This window comes from Streptomyces sp. NPDC014734, from assembly GCF_043083325.1.
Classification (GTDB): domain Bacteria; phylum Actinomycetota; class Actinomycetes; order Streptomycetales; family Streptomycetaceae; genus Streptomyces.
Genome location: NZ_JBIBYN010000037.1, coordinates 27,068 through 46,281, shown reverse-complemented (window position 1 = coordinate 46,281; position 19,214 = coordinate 27,068). Strand labels below are relative to the sequence as shown.

16 protein-coding genes and 1 riboswitch are annotated in these 19,214 nt (G+C 70.4%); of the genes, 9 read left to right on the top strand and 7 right to left on the bottom strand.

The features are described from left to right. Nucleotides 1-36: 36 nt before the first annotated feature. Entirely contained in the window at nucleotides 37-1,059 is a 1,023-nt protein-coding gene (locus ACF1CT_RS35590) for an LD-carboxypeptidase (protein WP_391788164.1), read from the bottom strand. A 226-nt stretch (nucleotides 1,060-1,285) separates the two neighbouring features. Between ACF1CT_RS35590 and ACF1CT_RS35585 the strand changes: the two genes are divergently transcribed. The 5 genes from ACF1CT_RS35585 (at nucleotide 1,286) to ACF1CT_RS35565 (ending at nucleotide 6,223) form a co-directional block, all read left to right on the top strand. Continuing rightward, nucleotides 1,286-1,711, top strand: coding sequence for a hypothetical protein (locus ACF1CT_RS35585; RefSeq protein ID WP_391788163.1), 426 nt, complete (start codon nucleotides 1,286-1,288; stop codon nucleotides 1,709-1,711). 141 nt (nucleotides 1,712-1,852) lie between these two features. Then, nucleotides 1,853-3,019, top strand: a complete 1,167-nt coding sequence (locus ACF1CT_RS35580) for a PLP-dependent cysteine synthase family protein (protein ID WP_391788162.1) — start codon at nucleotides 1,853-1,855, stop codon at nucleotides 3,017-3,019. After that, nucleotides 3,016-4,278, top strand: a complete 1,263-nt coding sequence (locus tag ACF1CT_RS35575; protein ID WP_391788161.1) for an MFS transporter — start codon at nucleotides 3,016-3,018, stop codon at nucleotides 4,276-4,278. The genes ACF1CT_RS35580 and ACF1CT_RS35575 overlap by 4 nt, the downstream gene beginning before the upstream one ends. Nucleotides 4,279-4,639: 361 nt before the next feature. Then, on the top strand, nucleotides 4,640-5,086 hold the full coding sequence (locus ACF1CT_RS35570) for an SRPBCC family protein (RefSeq protein WP_391788160.1): 447 nt from the start codon (nucleotides 4,640-4,642) through the stop codon (nucleotides 5,084-5,086). 795 nt (nucleotides 5,087-5,881) lie between these two features. Then, nucleotides 5,882-6,223: a hypothetical protein gene (locus ACF1CT_RS35565; protein ID WP_391788159.1), complete on the top strand. Its 342-nt coding sequence runs from the start codon at nucleotides 5,882-5,884 to the stop codon at nucleotides 6,221-6,223. An 87-nt stretch (nucleotides 6,224-6,310) separates the two neighbouring features. On the opposite strand, the gene ACF1CT_RS35560 is transcribed toward ACF1CT_RS35565, so the two are convergent. The 3 genes from ACF1CT_RS35560 to ACF1CT_RS35550 all read right to left on the bottom strand — a co-directional run bounded on the left by ACF1CT_RS35560 (nucleotide 6,311) and on the right by ACF1CT_RS35550 (nucleotide 10,748). Continuing rightward, nucleotides 6,311-7,612 (bottom strand): hypothetical protein, encoded by a 1,302-nt coding sequence (locus ACF1CT_RS35560; protein WP_391788158.1) that lies wholly within the window; start codon nucleotides 7,610-7,612, stop codon nucleotides 6,311-6,313. Next, nucleotides 7,609-9,666, bottom strand: a complete 2,058-nt coding sequence (locus ACF1CT_RS35555) for a transglycosylase domain-containing protein (RefSeq protein WP_391788157.1) — start codon at nucleotides 9,664-9,666, stop codon at nucleotides 7,609-7,611. The genes ACF1CT_RS35560 and ACF1CT_RS35555 overlap by 4 nt, the downstream gene beginning before the upstream one ends. A gap of 350 nt (nucleotides 9,667-10,016) precedes the next feature. After that, nucleotides 10,017-10,748, bottom strand: coding sequence for a hypothetical protein (locus ACF1CT_RS35550; RefSeq protein ID WP_391788156.1), 732 nt, complete (start codon nucleotides 10,746-10,748; stop codon nucleotides 10,017-10,019). Beyond that, a riboswitch (Fluoride riboswitch) is annotated at nucleotides 10,741-10,804 on the top strand. It overlaps the preceding gene by 8 nt. A 67-nt stretch (nucleotides 10,805-10,871) precedes the next feature. Between ACF1CT_RS35550 and ACF1CT_RS35545 the strand changes: the two genes are divergently transcribed. After that, nucleotides 10,872-11,360: an NUDIX hydrolase gene (locus ACF1CT_RS35545; protein WP_391788155.1), complete on the top strand. Its 489-nt coding sequence runs from the start codon at nucleotides 10,872-10,874 to the stop codon at nucleotides 11,358-11,360. Nucleotides 11,361-11,432: 72 nt separating this feature from the next. Here ACF1CT_RS35545 and ACF1CT_RS35540 read toward each other — a convergent pair whose 3' ends face one another. Beyond that, the gene (locus ACF1CT_RS35540) at nucleotides 11,433-12,041 is read right to left on the bottom strand and encodes a TetR/AcrR family transcriptional regulator (protein ID WP_391788154.1); all 609 of its coding nucleotides are present in this window, start codon (nucleotides 12,039-12,041) and stop codon (nucleotides 11,433-11,435) included. A gap of 46 nt (nucleotides 12,042-12,087) precedes the next feature. Here ACF1CT_RS35540 and ACF1CT_RS35535 point away from each other — a divergent pair, with 46 nt between their 5' ends. Next, a complete protein-coding gene (locus ACF1CT_RS35535; protein WP_391788153.1) occupies nucleotides 12,088-12,552 on the top strand; it encodes an SRPBCC family protein in 465 nt (154 codons plus the stop codon). Nucleotides 12,553-13,029: 477 nt separating this feature from the next. Then, nucleotides 13,030-14,592 (top strand): FAD-dependent monooxygenase, encoded by a 1,563-nt coding sequence (locus ACF1CT_RS35530; protein ID WP_391788152.1) that lies wholly within the window; start codon nucleotides 13,030-13,032, stop codon nucleotides 14,590-14,592. Between the two features lie 121 nt (nucleotides 14,593-14,713). On the opposite strand, the gene ACF1CT_RS35525 is transcribed toward ACF1CT_RS35530, so the two are convergent. Next, nucleotides 14,714-15,643: a class I SAM-dependent methyltransferase gene (locus ACF1CT_RS35525; RefSeq protein ID WP_391788151.1), complete on the bottom strand. Its 930-nt coding sequence runs from the start codon at nucleotides 15,641-15,643 to the stop codon at nucleotides 14,714-14,716. A gap of 415 nt (nucleotides 15,644-16,058) precedes the next feature. Then, nucleotides 16,059-17,342 (bottom strand): chloride channel protein, encoded by a 1,284-nt coding sequence (locus ACF1CT_RS35520; RefSeq protein WP_391788150.1) that lies wholly within the window; start codon nucleotides 17,340-17,342, stop codon nucleotides 16,059-16,061. Nucleotides 17,343-17,726: 384 nt separating this feature from the next. Between ACF1CT_RS35520 and ACF1CT_RS35515 the strand changes: the two genes are divergently transcribed. Beyond that, nucleotides 17,727-19,205, top strand: coding sequence for an alpha/beta fold hydrolase (locus ACF1CT_RS35515; protein WP_391788149.1), 1,479 nt, complete (start codon nucleotides 17,727-17,729; stop codon nucleotides 19,203-19,205). Nucleotides 19,206-19,214: the final 9 nt, after the last annotated feature.

Below are 19,214 nucleotides of genomic sequence, written 5' to 3'. Positions count from 1 at the left end.
TTCGGCGCGACGAACGTGCCCGCGCGTCGGCGTCGCTCAGCCGCCCGGTCCCGCCATCATGAGCGGCCGTACCGCAGGTTCGAGCAGCGACAACGTCCGCCGCCGCGCATCCAGGCCGACGCGGATGCCGACCGGCATCGGCAGATTCGGGCCGGCATGTCCGAACTCGACGTTGCCCAGGACAGGGATGTCACGGTCGCCGAGGACGTCGAGGACGATCTCGGGGAGGTTCGGGGACGCGCCCGACGTCCCGAGCCCGCCGATTCCGCACGGAACGCCCACGACCATGCCGGAGATCCGGTCGAGGATGCCGCAGTGCCGCAGCACCTGCAGATCGCTCCACACCCACGACGCCCGGCCGCCCATCTCCTCCCAGAACAGCACCGCGCCGTCGAACGATTCGAGCGGCAGCGCGAAACGTGTCGCCTGCGCCCGCACGATGCGATTGAGTACCCCGCCGATCAACCGCCCTTCGGTACGACCGGCACGCCAGCACTCCCACGACGGGCCGGCGGGCAGCGCGCCGATCGCCTCCGTACCGGTCAGCAGCGTCGAGTAGAGCTTCTCGAGTTCCGCTCTGCGCGCCGCGGGCGCGGCCTGCCACGCCCCGCCGAGTCCGGGCGTGGCCAGGTCGGCATGGAACCCGACCAGACCCGTACGCCCGTACAGCACCAGATGCAGCAGTGAGATGTCGCTGTAGCCGAGGACCGGCTTGGGGTCGGCAGTGATCGCGTCGACGTCGATCAGGTCGAGGTAGCCGAGCACCGTCTGGCCGCCGTCATGGGCGATGATCGCGCGCACCTCAGGATCACGGAGAAGGCCATTGAACTCCGCGGCGATCTCCGCCGGCGGGGCCGCGCTCCACCAGTGGTGCCGCCCCGCTTCGAGCAACGGCGCCCGACGCACACGGAACCCCAACCGCCGGAGCACGGCCACCGACCGTTCGAGTGCGGGCACGCGATCGACATCGAGCGGGCCGGACAGCGAGGCGATGACGACGAGGTCCCCGGGTGCCAGGGCACGAGGGCGAAGCGGTTGGGGCGGTGCGGCACGGATCACCGACGCAGTATCCCGGCGCCGGCGACAGCACGCGACACGTTTACCGGCCGAGCGACCATCAGGACTCGGCCGGGACCGGGACCTGGGGACCCGATCGGCTGAGCGATCACCGGACGCGGCTTCCGCCGACGGAGGCCGGACCCGGTGTTCCGCCCCCGTCCGACACCGGGTCTCCCGCCACCCACCGGTGAGCACTTCACGTAATTGATCGAATACGCTGTGTGCCGTGCTGATGCGGGCGGGTCTTCGCGTACCCCGGCCTGTGCCGTGGTGGCTGATGCCGGCCATGGTGCTGGCCGGCCTGCTGCACCTGATCGGCTGCGCCCACGGCGCACAACCCGCCGGGCTGCCACGAGCCGATTCACTGCCGGTCGTCGCGGCAGTTCCCTTCTCGCACCCGCGTCCTGCCGCGGCGGGCATTTCGGCACCGTGCGATCACGACATCGGCGTCGAATGCGCGGCGGACGAACCCGCGACCGCCGGTCCTCGGGCGGCGCTGCTCCCGCCCCCCGCGCTCGGTGGCGATCTCCTCGTGCCCGACGCCGTCCGGCCGCCGTCCGTCGGGAGCCGGGCTCCGTGCCGGGTCAACAGCGGTGAAGGGTGTGCGGAGCACGGCCGGACACGCGCCGTGCTGGGGGTGTGGCGGACCTGAGCGGACCGTGCCGCCGGTCGCGCCCGTGAGGACGGGCGACGGCGACGGCGCCTCCCCGACGGTTTTGTCCCCCCGAACATCCCGACGTGCCCCGTCCTGCCCCGAGCGGGCACGGTGGCGGTCGGACAGGAGACCCGTGCGATGAACTCCACTCTCATGCTCTCTTCCCCGCTCTTCTCCGCCCCCGCGTCGGCACAGCCGCAGAGCGGCGCCGCCCGCCGGGCCCACACCCCGGCCTCCCTGGTCGGTGACACGCCGGTGCTGTGGGTCAGTGATCCCTTCACGGAGACCGGACGCGGTTTCTGGGCCAAGCTCGAAGGCCACAATCCCGGCGGAATCAAGGACCGCACCGCCCTGTTCATGGTGGAGCGCGCCAGGGAACGCGGCGATCTGCCGACCGGCGCGCGGATCGTGGAATCCACCTCCGGCACACTCGGCCTGGGCCTGGCCCTGGCCGGGATCGTCTACGGACACCCGGTCACCGTGGTCACCGACCCCGGGATGGAACCCCTGGTCTCGGGGCTGCTCACCGCCTACGGCGCCGATGTGCAGACCGTCACGGAGCCGCATCCGGTCGGGGGCTGGCAGCAGGCCCGCCGCGACCGCGTCGGCGAACTCCTGTCGGCACACCCGGACACGTGGTGCCCGGACCAGTACCACAACCCCGACAACGTGACCGCCTACGGGGGCCTCGCCCGCGAACTCGTCGCCCAGCTGGGGCGGATCGACGCCCTGGTGGTCAGTGTGGGCACCGGGGGTCATTCCGCAGGGGTGGCCTCGGTCCTGCGCGGCTGCTTCCCCGCGCTGAAGGTGGTCGCCGTCGACACCTGCGGGTCCACCATCTTCGGGCAGGAGGCCGCGCCACGGCTCATGCGGGGACTGGGCAGCAGCATCCACCCGCGCAACGTCGACTACACCCTGTTCGACGAGGTGCACTGGGTCGCGGCAGGCGAGGCGGTGTGGGCGGCGCGGGCGCTGGCCCGCTCCCGGTACGCCACCGGCGGATGGAGCGTGGGAGCGGTGGCCCTCGTCGCCCGGCACCTCGCCGCGACCCTCCCGGCCGAGGCCCGGATCGCGGCCGTGTTCCCCGACGGCCCGCACCGATACGCCGGCACCGTCTTCGACGACGCGTGGTGCCGGGAACACCGGCTCCTGGGCGGAGAGCCCGCCGCCGCGCCCGACGAGATCGCCCATCCCGGGGAGCGGGCCGTCACCCGGTGGACGAGGTGCGCAACCGTCCTGAACCCCGTCCCCGCCGAAGCGGGACCGTCCGCGGGTGGCGCACACCTGGTGGGAGCGGCCCGGTGAAGACCCTGTGGACCTCGACGCGGAGCTTTCCTCCCGCGGTACGGCTGCTGATGGCCAATCAGTTCGCCATCAACCTCGCCTTCTACATGCTGATGCCCTACCTCGCCGCCCACCTCGCCGGTGAGCTCGGCCTGGCCGCGTGGGCGGTGGGCCTGGTCCTGGGCGTGCGCAACTTCTCCCAGCAGGGCATGTTCCTCATCGGCGGCACGATCGCCGACCGCTACGGCTACAAGGCGCCGATCATGGCCGGATGCCTGCTGCGGACCGCGGGATTCGCCCTGCTGGGCGTCGTGGACAGCCTGCCCGTCCTGGTCATCGCCTCGGCGGCCACCGGGTTCGCCGGTGCCCTGTTCAACCCGGCCGTGCGGGCGTATCTGGCCGCCGGGGCCGGAGAGCGGCGGGTGGAGGCGTTCGCGGCGTTCAACGTCTACTACCAGGCCGGAATGCTGTCCGGACCACTGGTCGGACTTGCACTGCTGGCCGCCGACTTCCGCCTGGTGTGCCTGGTGGCGGCGGGCATCTTCGCCGTCCTGACCGTCCTGCAGGGCCGGGCCCTGCCCGCCCGCCGGGCCGCCGAGCGGGCGGGGGGCCGGAGCGGAGTGCTGGCACAGTGGCGCACGGTCGTGGCCAACCGGCCGTTCCTGCTCTTCTCCCTCGCGATGATCGGCTCGTACGTGCTGACCTTCCAGATCTATCTCGCGCTCCCGCTGGCCGCCGGGCAGGCGTTCGGACCGGCGGGCACGAAGGCCACCAGCCTGCTGTTCGTCCTCTCCGCGGCGGTGGCCGTGGCCGGGCAGTTGCGGCTGACCGGCTGGGCGCGGGCACGCTTCAGCGGCGACCAGGCACTCATGCGCGGGCTGGCCCTGATGGGCCTGGCGTTCGTGCCGCTCGCCCTGGTCGCGGCGAGCGGCCGGACCGTTCCGGCCGGTCTGACGCTGGTCGCGCTGGCGATCGCGGTGATCACCCTGGCTGCCGGTGGCGCGGTCGTCTACCCCTTCGAGATGGACACCGTCGTCTCCCTGTCCGGCAACCGCCTCGTCGCCACCCACTACGGCCTCTACAACACGGTCTCCGGGCTCGGCATCACCCTGGGCAACCTGGCCACCGGCGCCCTGTGGGACTACGCCGCGCGACACCACGCGCTGTGGCTGGTGTGGGCCGCCCTGACGCTGACCGGGGCCGCCTGCGCCGGGGCGGTGTGCGCGCTGGCCCGTACCGGCCGGCTGCACGAGTCGCCACGGCGGCCCGCGATGGCCTGAGCGTTCCCGCTCCGGCACCTGTGCGGGAATCCAGGCCGCGACGACGGCCGCGACGACGGGGTCGGCCGCAGGCGAGTCCGGGGCGCTCCCCTCCGCAGCCGCCGCTTCCACCCGCCGCTTCCACCCGCCGCGGCCAGTCGTCGGCCGCGTGTCGTCGCCGACGTGCATGCGTACCACTTTCGGGTCTCCCGTGGCGGGAGAGCCGATCAGCCGGGCCTCCGGCCCCGGATGGGCCTGTGGAATTGTGCGGGTGGTGCGGTCGGTACGAGGCTGGAGACCCCACCGGACGGTCCTGTCCCGGAGAAGCCACGACCGGGAGCGTCTCTCCTGTCCCTCGTCCTCCAGAAGGAGCGTGATCGGCGTGGCCCGGAACTGCCGTCTGATCCTGAGCTCGCCGTCCGAGGTCTGGGGTCTGCTGTCCGACAGCCACCGCTACGGGGAATGGGTGACAGGTACCCAGCGGGTCCTCGCCGCGGACCCGCACTGGCCGGAGGTGGGCGCCCGCCTGAAAGTCCGGGTCGGTGCCGGTCCCCTGACCCTCGACGACATCTGCGTCGTCCGCATCTGCGAGCCACGACGCCGCCTCGAACTGGAAGCGAAGGCACATCCTTTCGGCGCTGCCCGCATCGCCATGAACTTGATCCCCTGGGGCGAGAACACCCTCTTCGTCCTGGACTGGCACCCGCTCCGGGGGCCCGGCACCCGGATGCATGGACTCCCCGTCGACTACATCGTCGCGGTCCGCAACGGAATGATGCTGACGAAGCTGGCCCGGATCGCGACGCGGGAGCACGGCGGAAACGCTTGAGGCCCCTCGCGGAACAGGGCGGGATCCCCCGTCAGGACGTCCAGCGGGAGCCTGCCGTGGGCGGGCAGATCCTGGGGTGGCATCGGCGTCGTTTTCCCGGCGGGTGGGCAGCGGTCGGCCGTGACGCGCTCGTGCGCGCCTTTCCCGCCTTCGTACCCTCGAAGAGCTGTGCGCGACCCGCCCCGTGCGCGGGATCTGCGCCATGCCCACCTTGCACAACCCTCTGGGCTGGGTCATGCCTGCAACCGATCGAACCCGCCTGATCGAGATCGCTCGACAGCACGGCCCGCTCATCATCGAAGACGCCTCCTACGCCTACCTTGTCGAGAACCCGCCACCACCTCTGGCCGCGACCGCGCCTGACATCACCGTCTACGTCTCGGGACTCGACCGGCCGATTCCTGCCGGCACCGGCGTCCTTCCACGAAAGGTCGTCGGCGCTGGAGCCCTGCGGAAACCTCGTGGCCGATCTTCCGCGGGGCCCGGTGCATCCCGAATCGGGAATGGTCCATCGCCGCAGCCCTCCCCACCCCGGAGCGGCGACGCCGAAAAGCTCACCGGCACGAAGCCCGGGAAACCACCGGTACGAAGCCCGGGAAACCACCGGCGACCTGTTTGAATGGCGGCCTCGGCACCCCTCGGGGACGGTGGTGGGTCGAGGACACAACCCCAACCGTGTGACCGGGAAGTCACGTCTCTTCGCTGGAGCGCGAACGGTTCTCGCTGGAGCGAGCACGGGCGGACGGGCCATGCCCGCATGACGTTCACAAGGAGATCAAGAGGATGAACGCGTCGATGAGGACCGCAGTCGTGGGAACGATCGGCATCGCCGTCCTGGCCCTGACGGCATCCGCGGCGAGCGCCGTCGGCGAGAACACGAGCGAGGCAGCCGGAGTCATCTGCGGCACCGACGGCACCTCGGGGCTCACGGTGGGGACGGCCCGCACCAGGGACTGCGCCGCAGCACTTCAGGTCGCGAGCGCCTACACACGGACCTGGAACAGCGGCGGCGGGGACGCCACCGTCCGCGCCGCAGGATCCGTCTGGAGCTGTGGGGAACGGCAGGGTCCGCTGAATCCGTATCAGGAGTGTGTCGAGACGGGCGGCGCCGGTCGGCGGGTCACCCTGACGTCCTGATCGAGGCGCCCGTCGTCGTGAGTGTCCGTCGTCGTGAGCGTCCGTGGCACCGGGCGGAGCCCCGCCGTCCGGTGCCACGGCCCTCTTCTACTGCTTCCAGTTCGCGGGCTGGCCGGGGTCGAGTGTCCGCCATTGGGCGAGGACCTCGGGGTCCTGCGCGTCGAGCCAGTCGGTCAGCTCGCGGAAGGACACGCAGCGGACCTCCTTGCGGGGGCAGACCTCGCGCATCGTGTCCTCGACGGCGTCCATGTAGATCCCGCCGTTCCAGTCCTCGAAGTGGTTCCCGATGAACATCGGCGCACGGCTCCCGTGGAACACGCGCTCGAAGCCCGCGATGTACGCGTCCCGTGTCTCCTTGCGCCATGCCTCGCGCTTCGAGGGATCGCCCTCGGTGTCGCCGTCCGACTGGTTGTAGAGGAAGTTGAAGTCCATGGACAGCACCTGGAAGTCCTTGCCGGGGAACGGCAGCATCTGCAGTGGCAGGTCCCAGATTCCGTTCTTCTTCGACGGCCAGATCTGGAAGTCCCCCGGGGAACTCGCGTCGTAACGCCAGCCGAAGTCCGTGAGCCCGGGCAGCAGGGTCTTCTGGCCCTCCAGACAGGGGGCACGCCCGCCGACGACCTCACGGGTGGGATCGAACGGCAGCGGATCGAGGTCCTTGAAGCCCGTGTTCGTCTTCCAGTTCTGGACGAAGGAGTAGAACTGGTCTATCTCGCTGGTCCATTCGCCCTTGCTCCAGTCCCCGCCGCCCTTCTTGTCGCAGAAGTGGCCGTTGAAATGGGACCCGATCTCGTTGCCCTCCCGCCAGGCGTCTCCGAGCTGCTCCAGCGTCGTGCGTATGTGCTCGCGCGTCGGGTACGAGATCGCGGCGTCCCCGGCCTTGTGCTGGGGCGGCCGGTAGAGGTTCCTCTTCTCCTTCGGGAGCAGATAGATACCGGTGAGGAAGAACGTCATGTGCGCGTTGCTCTCCTTCGCCACACGGCGGAAGCGCGAGAACATGTGGTCGTCGCCCTCAAGCGCACCGTCCCATGAGAACACCACGAACTGGGGCGGTCGTTCGCCGGGCTTCAGGCGCTTCGCCTTCAGCCGGCCCGGCTGCGGTCCGGTGTAGGACGTGGAGCCGTCCCCCAGGATCTTGACCTTGCCGTCCCACTCCTCGTCCGACGCGTCCTTCGAGGCGAGGCTGTCCCGGCTGGTCGGCTTCGGCGCGGCGACGGTATGCGTGTCCCGCTCCGGCGTCCGGCTGTCAGCGGCGTCGTCGGACAGCGACGGGACGACGACCGCCGCGGAACCCGCCGCCACGAGACATACCGCGAGTCCCAGGGCGACACGGGGGGTGAGACGGATCTTCTTGCGGCGGGACACGGGCTTCGCTCCGGCTCTTGTCATTTCGTCATGGCCTTCGTGTACGTGTTCCAGATCTCGGCCGGGAAGTCCCGTTTGACCGCGGAGGCGCCGCCGAGCCCCTTGAGCGGCAGCGGTGCGAGGCTCCGGTTCAGGTCCATTCGGTAGACGACGACGGCGGTGGCGGCCGCCGGGTTGTACCCGACGTACCAGCGCGCGGTGTCGTCCTCGGTGGTTCCGGTCTTGGCGGTCACCGGGGTGGACGGGGCCTCACCGCCTTTGCCGGGCCGGGTGAGCGCGGCCGTCACCTCGTCGGCAACGGTGGCACGGACGGCGCGCTTCGCCTGCGGCAGGTCGAGCCGGACCGGCGCGCCGTTGCGCGTGGCCCTGCTGACCGAGTACGGGTCCGTGTGCATGCCGTGCGCCGCGAACGTCCCGTACGCGTCGGCCATGCGGATGGCGCTGGGCATCGAGTTGCCCATCGCGAACGCCGGAACGGGCGGACCGAAGCTCGACGGGAGCAGCCCCGATGCCTCCGCGGTGCTCCGGACCTGCTTCAGGCCCGTGTCCATGCCGAGCTGGAGGAAGGGGGAGTTCACGGACTTGGCCATGGCGTCGTGCAGGCTGATGGGGCCGTAGGAGCGGTCGCCGTCGTTGTTGCCCTTGACCATTTTCCCGTTGCGGTCCCAGTAGGGGCCTTCGGGAGTCGTGACCGGGATGCCGTCGTCGCCGTCGTACAGGGCCGACGGGGTGATGGCGGACCGCGGGCCGTCGCGCTCGCGCGTGATTCCGTGCTGCAGACCGGCGGCGTAGACGAACGGTGTGAACGCCGAGCCGGCCGGAACGGTGCTCGTGTTGGATTCGTTGAAGGCCTGACGCTCGAAGTCCGGACCGCCGTACACGGCGAGGATGCGGCCGTCCGGGGCGACGGACGCGGCCCCGAACCGGACATGCCGGTCGGCCGCGCGTCCCTCGGGATCGAGCGTGCCTCGCGCCTCGTTCACGGACCGGGTCAGCGCGGTCATCCGCGGTTTCTCGAACGTCGTGTAGATCTGATAGCCGCCGAGGTCGAAGCGCGCGTCGGAGATGTGACCGGCCCGCTTGGTGTACGACTCGGCGAGCTGGACGAGGTAACCGTTCTGCCCACCCGTGCTGTTGGGCCTGTGCGGCGGCTTCGGTTCGGGAAAGGTGGTGTACTTGGCGCGCTCCGCCCGGCTCAACCTGCCGATCTCCACCATGCGGTCCAGGGTCCACCGCCACCGTTCCACGGCCCGTTCGCGATTACGGGGGTTGATGGCGGGATCGTAGAGCGAGGCCCCTTTGAGCAGTGACGCGATGAACGCACCCTCGCTGGCGTTGAGTTGGGTGACCTCCTTGCCGTAGTACGCCTGCGCGGCACGCTGGAGACCGTAGGTGCCGCGGCCGAACCAGCTGGTGTTCAGATACTCCTCAAGGATCTTGTCCTTGCTCACCTGCCGGTCCAGCTTGACCGCCAGCAGCATCTCGGTGAACTTCCGGGAGAAGGACTGGTCCTGTGACAGGTAGACGTTCTTGACGTACTGCTGGGTGATGGTGGACCCGCCCTGGGTGTCACCGTCACTGGCAGTACGCCACAACGCACGGGTGATCCCCTGCACCGATATGCCGTGGTCGGAGTAGAAATCGGCGTTCTCCGCCGCGAGTACGGCCCATCGCACGTGGTCGGGGATCTTCGACAGGGGCATTTCCTGGCGGCGCACCCAGCCGGTCCGGGCCATGGGCGTCCCGTCGGCCCAGTAGTAGACGGTGTCCTGCTGGGTGGCGAACGAGTTGAGGTCCTTGGGGATGTCCGTGCGCGCGTAGGCGATCCCCACCACCGTCACCAGTGTCGCGACGAACGTCAGGCACGAGCCCAGGACCAGCCGCCACGACGGCACCCAACGCCGCCAGCCGCTCCGGCCCGCGCGCGGGTAGTCCGGTCTGCGCGGCAGGCGGCCGCGCGAACGCCTCGCCTGCCTGCGACGTCCTGTCCCTCGGGCCGACACCCCCCGCCCGGCCCGCTTCGTCCTGCCGAATGAGCTGAGTGAGCCGAATAAACCGAATAAGTTGTGTTGCGTCATTCCGTCCAGCCATGAAGTCCGGGCCGGTCGCGAGCGCCGACAGTGCCCGTGCAGTGGTCATTGCCCGTCCGCCGCCACGCGTCGGCACGGCCTGCCCGCCCCGGGGCCTTGCGAACGTCCCCGCGTCGGGCGGACAGCGGGGTCACTCGTCCCGGCCGGTGTGTGCCATGCGCGTCCTCAGCTTCAGGTCGGCCCGTTCGGCCGCAGATCGGACCGAAGAGCCCGGAGGGCAGTCGTGCGCTTCACCCTCATGGGCTCCACCGCAGTAGAGGCCAAAGCATGACTGAGAGTTCCGTGGTGAAGTCACGTAAAGATAACAGGCCCTCGGCGGCCGCCTCGTGAGACCGTTGTCATCGGCGCGCACGTCCTGTCCCCGCGATGTGCGGGCAGTCCCGTTCCGCCCGGCTCGGAACACCAGGCGTGCGCGACCGGGGCCGGTCATGTGCAGGCAGGTTCTCGAGTCTCCGGTCTCGTGCGGGTACGGCGACGGCTGTGGCAGGCGGGGATGCCGTCGCGTCCGCGGCTGCCGCGCGCCAATCAGCGCGGGACGATGCAGAAGGGATGCCCGGCCGGGTCGGTGAGGACCCGCGCCTTGTTCTCAGCGCGGAGTTGCCGACCTTGCGGGTGACGGCCCGGGTGGTGACGGCGGGGTCGGTGACGAGGATGTCGTCGCCCATCAACTGGGCGCGGTCGCCGAGTCGTTCGGTGAGGCGGATCCAGCCCTCCCAGTCGTCCTCGGCGAGACCGTCCTCGATGCTCCATACCGGGAAGCGGTTGATCATTTCCGCGTAGCGGTCGATGAGCCGGTCGGAGGCGAGTTCCTCGCCCGCCACCAGGTAGCGCCCGTTCTCCCGGGATTCGCTCGCGGCCGGGTCGAGGGCGATGGCGACGCCGTCCCGGCCGGGGGTGCAGCCGGCGTCCTCTATCGCCGCCACCGGAAGGGCAAGCACGTCCTCGGGGCGGTCGATGTCCGGGGCGAAGCCGCCCTCGTCGCCGGGCCCGGCCCGGTGACCATCCGATGGCGCTTCGCCGGAAGTCGGCAGCTTGCCGATGGCCCGGGACCACGGGACGATGGAATGCACAGGCGATGAGGCTCGCCGAAACCGCGGATCGTGCCGCTGATGGCCTCTGTTCCGGATGTGTGCCGTTGACGGCACACAGGACGACAGGGGTGCGCCATGCCGCGAAGTGATCATGTACAGCCCATGGAGACCCGTTGCTCCGTCGCCGTCTTCCGTGGCGAGAGCGTGCTGCTGGTCCGCAGCGTCGAGAACGGTTCCCCCGTGTGGAAGCTGCCCGGCGGTCACACCCGGGCGGATGAGGGCCTGATCGCCTGCGCGCGCCGAGAGCTGCGCGAGGAGACCGGCCTGGTCCTGAACGCGCTGCACTGCGCGTTCGTCATGGACGCCCACGATCCGAGGACCGGGCGCCACGTCGTCGAGATCGTCCTGATGCCCGACGAGGAGATCAACGGCAGGCCGCAGGCGTGCGAGCAGGGCCGCGAACCGTACTTCGTACGGATGGACGACCTGCCGAGGCTGGATCTGAGGCCGTCGGTCGAGACGCTGCTGCGCGATCTGCGCAGTCTGCACCGGGACGAGATACCGGAGGCCGCCTTCGGCTCTCCGCCCCGGACCGAGGAGGTCACGCTGCTCCGGTCCGCCGAGGCACCCGCGGTCGTGGAGCGGAGGTGACGCGGATGTACGTCCGCACGATGCGCGCATGGCGTCGTTCCCCCGCACAGGAGCACGAGCGGCACGCGATCCTCACTCCGAGCGGTAGTACAGCCGGAGGAACTCCTCCATCGCCGCGTCGACGCCGGCGCGGTCATCGGTGGCGAGCAGGTCGAGCAGCAGACCGCGGACGGTGGCGAGCCCCAGCCTGGCGCGGTTCCGGGCCACGGCGGGGTCCGCACCCGCGGCGACCTCGGCGGCCACGAGCGGATCCAGCCAGTCGTCCACGAGTCCTTCGAGGATGGGGGCGGCCTCGGGGCGGCCCCGCAGCGCGTGCCCGCAGATTTCGAAGAAGAGCCGTTCCTGACCGGCCAGCCGAGGGTCCGTCAGCCCGCGCCAGAGCAGCCTCGCGGTGTCGGAGGGCGAGAGGGCGGGTTCCAGGCGGAGCCGGGACAGCAGATCACGCTGGCGTCGCTCCGACGCCCGGACGATCTCGACGAGCAACTGCTCCTTGGAACCGAAGTAGTGGATCAGCATGCGGTGACTGACACCGATCGCGGCGCCGAGACCGCGCAGGCTCAGATCCGCGAAGCCGTGTGCCGCGACGTAGTCGACGGCGGCGTTCACCAGTTGAGAGCGCCTGTCCCCGTCCGCGCCGGGGCCGGTCTCGCTCCCGGGACGCGCGCTGTCCGTATGCACCACGTCATGAGTGTACCAATCGGTACACGCCCTGTGTACCGTGTGGTACATGAAGCCTGTCACCGTGTCGATCGACGTACCGCAGACGCCCGAGCAGGTCTACGACTTCCTCGACGTCATGGCTCACCACGAGCGATTCACCAACCACTACCTCACCGGATGGCGCTACAGCGGCCCCGGCGGCGGCGTCGGATCGCGGGCCACGGTCACCGCCGCGCTGGCCGGCGCGAAGACCGACGTCGCCATCGAGGTCGTCGACGCCGACCCGCCGCGACGCATCGTCGAACGGAACGTCAGCGCGGCCGGCCGACGACTGGCTCACGGCACCTACACCGTCGAACCGCTGCGGACCGGCGGAAGTCATGTGTCGTTCACGTACGCCTGGGCGCGCGCCCCGCTCGCCGATCGCCTGCTGGCTCCCGTCGTCCGGGCCACGATGCGGCGCGCCAACCGTACGGGCATGCGACGCCTGGCCACCGAGCTGGTCCGCCACGTGTCCACCGCCGGGTCCTGACCCCGGTACGTGTCGCCTCCTTCGCCCGGCACGTGACCCGGGCCCGGGGCGTTGCCGCCGTCGGCCCCTGGACCGAGACCCATGCGTCCCTCCCGACACGTACCGGCTCAACACCGAGCCCGCAGCCGCCGTCGGCCTTTCCGGCCCGACGCCGGGTCGGTGGGGCCGACGGCGGCTGCGGGGAAGGCGAAGCCGCCGCCTCGTGAAGTACGGCGGCCAGGGCTTCGAGCCAGGCGCCGAGGCTGTTGGGGGCGGGCGGAGCGACCTCCATGCCCAGCGCGGCGACGGCCACGGTCAGGGCCGACTCGTCCATCGGGAGTGCGAGCAACTCGTGCAGCTCGACCGTCAGCCGGGCACGCGCGCGGACGGCCCGTTTCCATCCATCCCCACCGGGCCGGCCCCTTGACGTCGTGGCGCCTGTTGTGGCTGGTCAGGGCGGTGAAAGGGCCTCTTCTGACCTCGGTCATAGTGGGCGCCATGGACTATGACGTAGTGGTGGCCGGAGGCGGCCCGGTCGGACTGATGCTGGCCTGTGAGCTCCGGCTCGGAGGCGCGCGGGTGGCCGTCCTGGAGCGTCTCACCGAAGTGGACCCGACGATCAAAGGCGGGGCGATCACCACGCCCAGCGCCGAGGCGCTCTACCGCCGGGGCATGCTGCCCGAGCTGGCCGAGGTGCAACGGCAGGCGATGGACCGCTTCCAGACGTTCATGCGCGAGCGGAACGGCGGGGACGGAGACGGGGCCGCGGGCCAAGGGCTCGGGATCGTCGGGCACTTCGCCGGGATCATGCTGCGAGCCGACCTGGTCGACCGCACGCAGCCGGGCTTGGGTGACGCCGGACCCGCCGCCGAGATCGCTTTCGTGGCGCAGCAGGACATCGAGCGGCTGCTCGGCGGGCGGGCGGACGAGCTCGGCGTCGACGTGCGCCGGGGGGTGGAGCTGACCGGTTTCGACGCGGACGACGGGGCCGTCACCGTGCGGACGGGCGACGGGACGATACGAGCCGGCTGGCTCGTGGGCTGCGACGGCGGCCGCAGTGCGGTCCGCAAGCTCGCGGGGTTCGAATTTCCCGGTACGGAACCGGAGGTCACCTGTCATCAGGCGGTCGTGGAGATGACCGGTGCCGAGGACCTGGAGGTCGGCTGGACCGCCACGGACACCGGGGTGTACGCCTACGGGCCGATGCCGGGCCGCGTCGTCACCGTGGAGTTCGACGGCCCGCCGACCGACCGGGACGCGCCGGTCACCGCCGAGGATCTTCAGGCGCGGCTGCGCCGTGTATCCGGCGTGGACGTCACGATCACCGGAGTGCGGACCGCGACCCGCTTCACCGACCACGCCCGCCAGGTGACCGCGTACCGCAGGGGCCGGGTGCTGCTGGCGGGCGACGCGGCGCACGTGCACTCCGCGTTCGGGAGCCAGGGGCTGAGCCTGGGCATCGGGGACGCGATGAACCTCGGCTGGAAGCTCGCCGCGGTGATCGGCGGCCGGGCACCGGAAGGGCTGCTGGACACGTACACCTCCGAGCGGCACCCGGTCGGTGCGTGGGTCCTGGACTGGACCCGGTCCCAGGTCGCGGCCATGCGCCCGGACCCGCATTCCCGGGCCCTGCGCGAGATCGTCGGCGACCTGGCGGGGACGGTCGTGGGCACCACGTACCTCACCGCGCGGCTCAACGGTGCCGGGGTGCGGTACGAGCTGCCGGGCGAGCACCCGCTGACCGGCGGCAGCACCCCGGACCTCGAACTCACCGGCGGCGGTCGCCTCGCGGACCACCTCCACGGCGGCCGGGCGCTCCTGCTCGACCTCACCGACGACCCGGCACTCCGGGCCCTCGCCGCAGGATATGCCGACCGCGTCGACACCCTGACGGCCGACTGCCCGTCCCGCCCGCAACTGGCGGCGGTCCTCGTCCGTCCGGACGGTTTCACGGCCTGGGCGGCCGACGCGGGGGCGCAGGCGCCGATGTCGACGGCCGGGCTGGCGGAGGCGCTGGAGATGTGGTTCGGAGTGCCGGAGGGTGCGGCGACGCCGGGCTGATCCGCCGCTCTGCCGACCGGTTCGAACCACGAGCCGATCCCGCCCACGCCGCCGCACCCACCCGGTGTGGCGGCGGCGTGGGCGGGGCCGACGTGGGCGGGGCCGACGTGCCGCAGGAGCGTCAGCCCGCGTGCCGCCACCAGAAGGAGCCCGGGTGGAAGTGCCTGGTCACGCCGAGCCTGCGCCAGAACGGGGCAAGGATCTTCCGCAGTTCCGGATCGGCGTGGACGAACGCGTTCGGCAACTGGACGTCGAAGCGTTCCGGCGCGGCGGTGAGCAGTGCGGCCAGGAGGTACTGCTCCGAGTAGAGGCGCCAGCGCCAGGACTCCGGATAGTCCGCCGGAAGCATGATGTCGTGGACCTGGATGAGCACTCCCGGCCTGAGGCGGGGCAGCAGCTCGAAGAAGAACACCATGACGTCGGAGCCCATCTGGAGCCGGTGAGAGCCGTCGATGAAGAGGATGTCGCCCGGCTCCAGTTCGGCGAACACGCCGAGGTCGGCGTCCTGGAGCGGGACACGGATCACCTCGTCGCAGAGGTGGTCGATATGGGCCCGGGGCTCCGGGTCGATGGACGTGATGCGAGTGCTCAGGCCGAGGTCCCGGATGGCCCGGCGTGCGAACTTGGTGGAGTTGCCGGAGCCGACTTCGAGATACCGGGCCGGCTTCTCGGAGGCGAGGAAGCCATAGAGCGAGAGTGCGTCCAGCGGGGGCAGCCAGGTGTTGCCCCAGTAGGCGGTGGACGCCTTCTCCACTCCTTTCAAGGGTATTCGGGCCAGTTGGTCGGCGTGCTCCAGGAAGCCGGTGAGGTGTTCGGCGTAGCACTCCCGGTTCTTCTCCAGGAGCTCGCGCACGGGGGCGAGTTCGGCGCGCGGCCGGGGTGTCACCACATGGTCCAAGAACACCGGCTTGGCCAGGCCGAAAGCCCACATGACCAGGCCGAACGCGGTGGGCTTGCTCTCCAGCCGGTCGAGTCCACGGCGTAATAAGGGGAGTCGTTCCAGGAGGGTGGGAGTGGGTTCGGGCACGGGGTTCGGGGTCTGCGTGTGCAAGGAGGGGGAACCTTTCGATCGGTCGGACGGCCGAGAAGGATGAGCCACGGGTCCCGCAAGCGCTGTTCGGACGGAGTCGGTGGAACGATGGACTCGGTGTTGATGGCGGAGCCGGTGTTGCTGGTGGAACCGGTGTTGATGGCGGAGCCGGTTGTCGCCGGTGATACTCCGGACGCGGGTGATCCTTTCCCGGATCGGCCCCCGGTATCCACGAAGGCCGCCCGTATGCCCGTTCTCGGATCCTCGGGATCCGGTCCTCGGGGCCCATCCCGCTCGTGCGTACGGGATCCAGAGGCCGAGGCCACCTCGCTCCGGCTCCCGGCATCGCCCGGCCCGCCCGGCGCAGCGCGTCGGCCACGCGTGACCGGCGGCGCGTTCCGGCCCCGCCCGGTGAGGGGCGCCGCGTGCCGGAGCGTCATTGAGCGGGGAGACGTACCGAGTAGATGGAAGGGGTGTCGAGTCTGCCGGAGACGAGCATGGCGCCGGTCACGGCGAAGAGCAGCGGGACCATCAGGGCATCGACGGTGCGGGTGAGTTCCAGCATCAGGACGACGGCGGCGATGGGGGCCTGCATGGCGGCGGCGAGGACCGCGGCCGCGCCGATGACCGCGAAGCCGGCGGCAGGGGCCGGCCACGCCTGTGCCCAGCCCTGCCCCGCCAGGGAGCCGAACAGGGCACCCGTGGCGATCGTGGGGGTGAACAGGCCGCCGCTGGCCCCGCTGCCCAGACTTCCGGCCGTGGAGACCGGTTTGAGGAGGAGCAGAGCCACCAGAAGAGGGGCGGCGACCTGCACGGTGAAGGTGAGCTGGACGATGTCCTTGCCGTTGCCCAGCAGTTCGGGATAGGGCACGGCCAGCGCACCGACCGCGGTGAACACCAGCAGCGGTGCGACCAGCATTCCCCACCCCGTGGGCCGCCTGTCGTGCGCGATCCGGACCAGGCGCACCCAGCCGACCGCGATCAGCCCGGCGAGCGGCCCGATCAGCACGGCGAACACGGCCAGCGAGAGGGAGAGCCCCACCTCCGGCAACTTGTAGGTGGGCCCCGTGGGCAGAAGCGTCCAGGAGACCGCGGTGGCGATACAGCAGGTGGCCAGGGCCGGCAGGGCCAGACGCAGCGACAGGACGCCGAGCATCACCTCCAGTGTCAGCAGCGCCCCACCCAGGGGGACGTTGTACACGCACGCCATTCCGGCGCCGGCGCCGCAGGCGGCGAGCAGTCGACGGTGCGCGGTGTCCAGACGGGCCCAGTCCGACAGCCGGGAGGCCAGTGCCGCACCGGCCAGCCGCGGCGCGCCCTCACGCCCCAGCGAAGCCCCCATGCCGACGATCACCACGGACAGGACCGCGGTGCCCAGGCTTCGCCGCAGCGGCAGACGTCCCTCGTCGCGCCACAACGCCGTACTCACCTCCGAACCGCCGGGACCCGTCCACCACCGCAGCAGCCACCAGCCGATCCCGGCCACCGCCCCCGCGGCGGCCAGGGCCATCACGCGGCGGGACGCGCCGGCCTGCTCGACGGCGGCCAGGAAGCTTCCCGACCGGTAGGAGTACGTGAGGTGGGCCGCCGTACGCAGCACCACCATCAGAGCGGTGCCCGCCATCCCCGCCAGCACACCCGTGGCCACCACCAGACCCCAGAACCGCGCGGACAGCGCGGGGACATCCGATGGCGCGACAAGGTTCGGCTGTCCTTGCACCCCAGCCCCACCGAACGTGTCTCCCCGCCGATCGCCCCGTCCGCCGTCCATCACTCGCCCTTCCCGGGAGACCGGCCGCTGTCGGCCCCTTCGCGGGGCATCGTCTCCTGTCCCGGCCGACCGAAGGGGCGCCCGGCACGCGTGTCGCGCCATCGGCGCAAGCAGGCCGCCCGTACCCCGGCACGGTACGGAAGCGGCCCGACCGGGCCGAGCTCGCCGGGGATTGCGGGACAGCCCTTACCTCGCCACTCGCACGACGGCCGACGGCCGACGAACAAGCCCGACTCCCGGTCCTCGCTCCGCGGAACCCCCACCGTGCCATCGCGGATCTCCGTATGATGCCGGGCGGATGTCCCGGAGCCGGGCACGACCGTAGGGGGAGAATTGCGTCAGGCCGCGATCGTCTTTGTGCATGGGCTGTTCTCGTCACCCGCCACATGGACGCCGCTGCGGCAGGAGTTGTCCGCGGTCCCCGCCGTGGCGGACCAGTTCGACTTCTTGTTCTTCGAGTACGCGACGCGTCCGGTGACCTGGAATCCCCTGCGCCGCATGCCGGATCTGGATACCGTGGCCGACAGCCTTCGCGGCTTCATCGAAGATTTCACCACAGAACACGAACGAATTATCCTGGTCACGCACAGTCAGGGTGGTCTGGTTGCCCAGCGGTTCCTTTCCCGCATGCTGCAGGCGGGCCGGGGAAGAGATCTCGCCAGGATTCGACGGCTGGTAATGTTCGCGTGCCCCAACAACGGGTCCGATCTGTTCCTGCTGGCTCGAAAGGGGTTCATCCCCATGACCCGGAACACCCAGGAACGCGAGCTCAAGCCGCTGCAGACTTCGGTCCTGGAAACCCAGCGCAAAGTCCTTGACGGAATCGTCGCAGCTCCGGACGTCTCGCGGGACCGGTGCCCGATACCGATCGTCGCCTACGCGGGTGAGAGCGACAACGTGGTCGTTCCCTCCTCCGCAGCCGGTTTCTTCCCCGAGACGGGAGTGCTCCCGGGCGACCACTTCTCCGTCATCCGGCCGAACGGGCCGGACAGCCGACTCGTCCACGCTGTGCGGAAGGAGTTGGCGCGGGCCCTGAGCCAGCCGTTCCCCCTTGAATCACAGCCGGGGGCCGACATTCCCCACCACCGTCGACCGGCACCTGCCGCCGCCGATGTCCTGACGGAGTCGGAAGTCGTCGGCCCCATTTCCATTCCCGCCGACGGAACCACACGTCGCACAACTGAATTCTTTCTCCATGGTGGACCGGTGGAGCAGCTCAGGAACATCGACATCGTGGTCTCCTCGGAGAACACGTATCTTCAACTCTCCCAGTTCTTCAAACCGTCCACCTCCGGCAGCCTTCGTTGGGCTGCTGCCGAGAAGAGCGCAAGCGGCCAGATCCTGGAGGACGTGACCGGCGAGCACCTCTCCGCCTGGCTGCGCGGCCACGGAAGCTACGGTTTACCCATCCCGGAGGGGACGGTGGCACCGACACCCTCCGGAGCGCTTCGGAAACGAAACATCCAGAGGATCTATCACGCGGCCATTGCCACCCCGGTTTCCGGTACGAACAACTACCGGATTGCCCATCATGCGATTCCTCGGGCCGTGCACAACACGTTCGAGTTGGCCAGGCTGGAAAGAGAGGAGCTGGGAATTTCCTTGTCCTCCATCTGCTTCCCGCTCTTCGGGGCGGGCCGCGGCAGGATGAGTGCGGTGGAGAGCTTCGAACTGATCTGGGAGTCGCTGATGAGCGAGCTGGCCGACGATCCGACTTGGGTCATTCACTTCACGACCCGCCGCAGGACGATCTTCGATCTCCTGCACGGCCGGCTCCGGGCGAAGAAGCAGGCGTACGACCAGACCACCTAGGGAGACCCG

Bases quoted from the DNA above. Each gene is read 5' to 3' on its own strand.
- ACF1CT_RS35565 (WP_391788159.1), top strand. From the start codon at position 5,882: ATGAGGACCGCAGTCGTGGGAACGATCGGCATCGCCGTCCTGGCCCTG.
- ACF1CT_RS35545 (WP_391788155.1), top strand. From the start codon at position 10,872: ATGGAGACCCGTTGCTCCGTCGCCGTCTTCCGTGGCGAGAGCGTGCTG.
- ACF1CT_RS35580 (WP_391788162.1), top strand. From the start codon at position 1,853: ATGAACTCCACTCTCATGCTCTCTTCCCCGCTCTTCTCCGCCCCCGCG.
- ACF1CT_RS35535 (WP_391788153.1), top strand. From the start codon at position 12,088: ATGAAGCCTGTCACCGTGTCGATCGACGTACCGCAGACGCCCGAGCAG.
- ACF1CT_RS35560 (WP_391788158.1), bottom strand. From the start codon at position 7,612: ATGACAAGAGCCGGAGCGAAGCCCGTGTCCCGCCGCAAGAAGATCCGT.
- ACF1CT_RS35530 (WP_391788152.1), top strand. From the start codon at position 13,030: ATGGACTATGACGTAGTGGTGGCCGGAGGCGGCCCGGTCGGACTGATG.
- ACF1CT_RS35555 (WP_391788157.1), bottom strand. From the start codon at position 9,666: ATGACGCAACACAACTTATTCGGTTTATTCGGCTCACTCAGCTCATTC.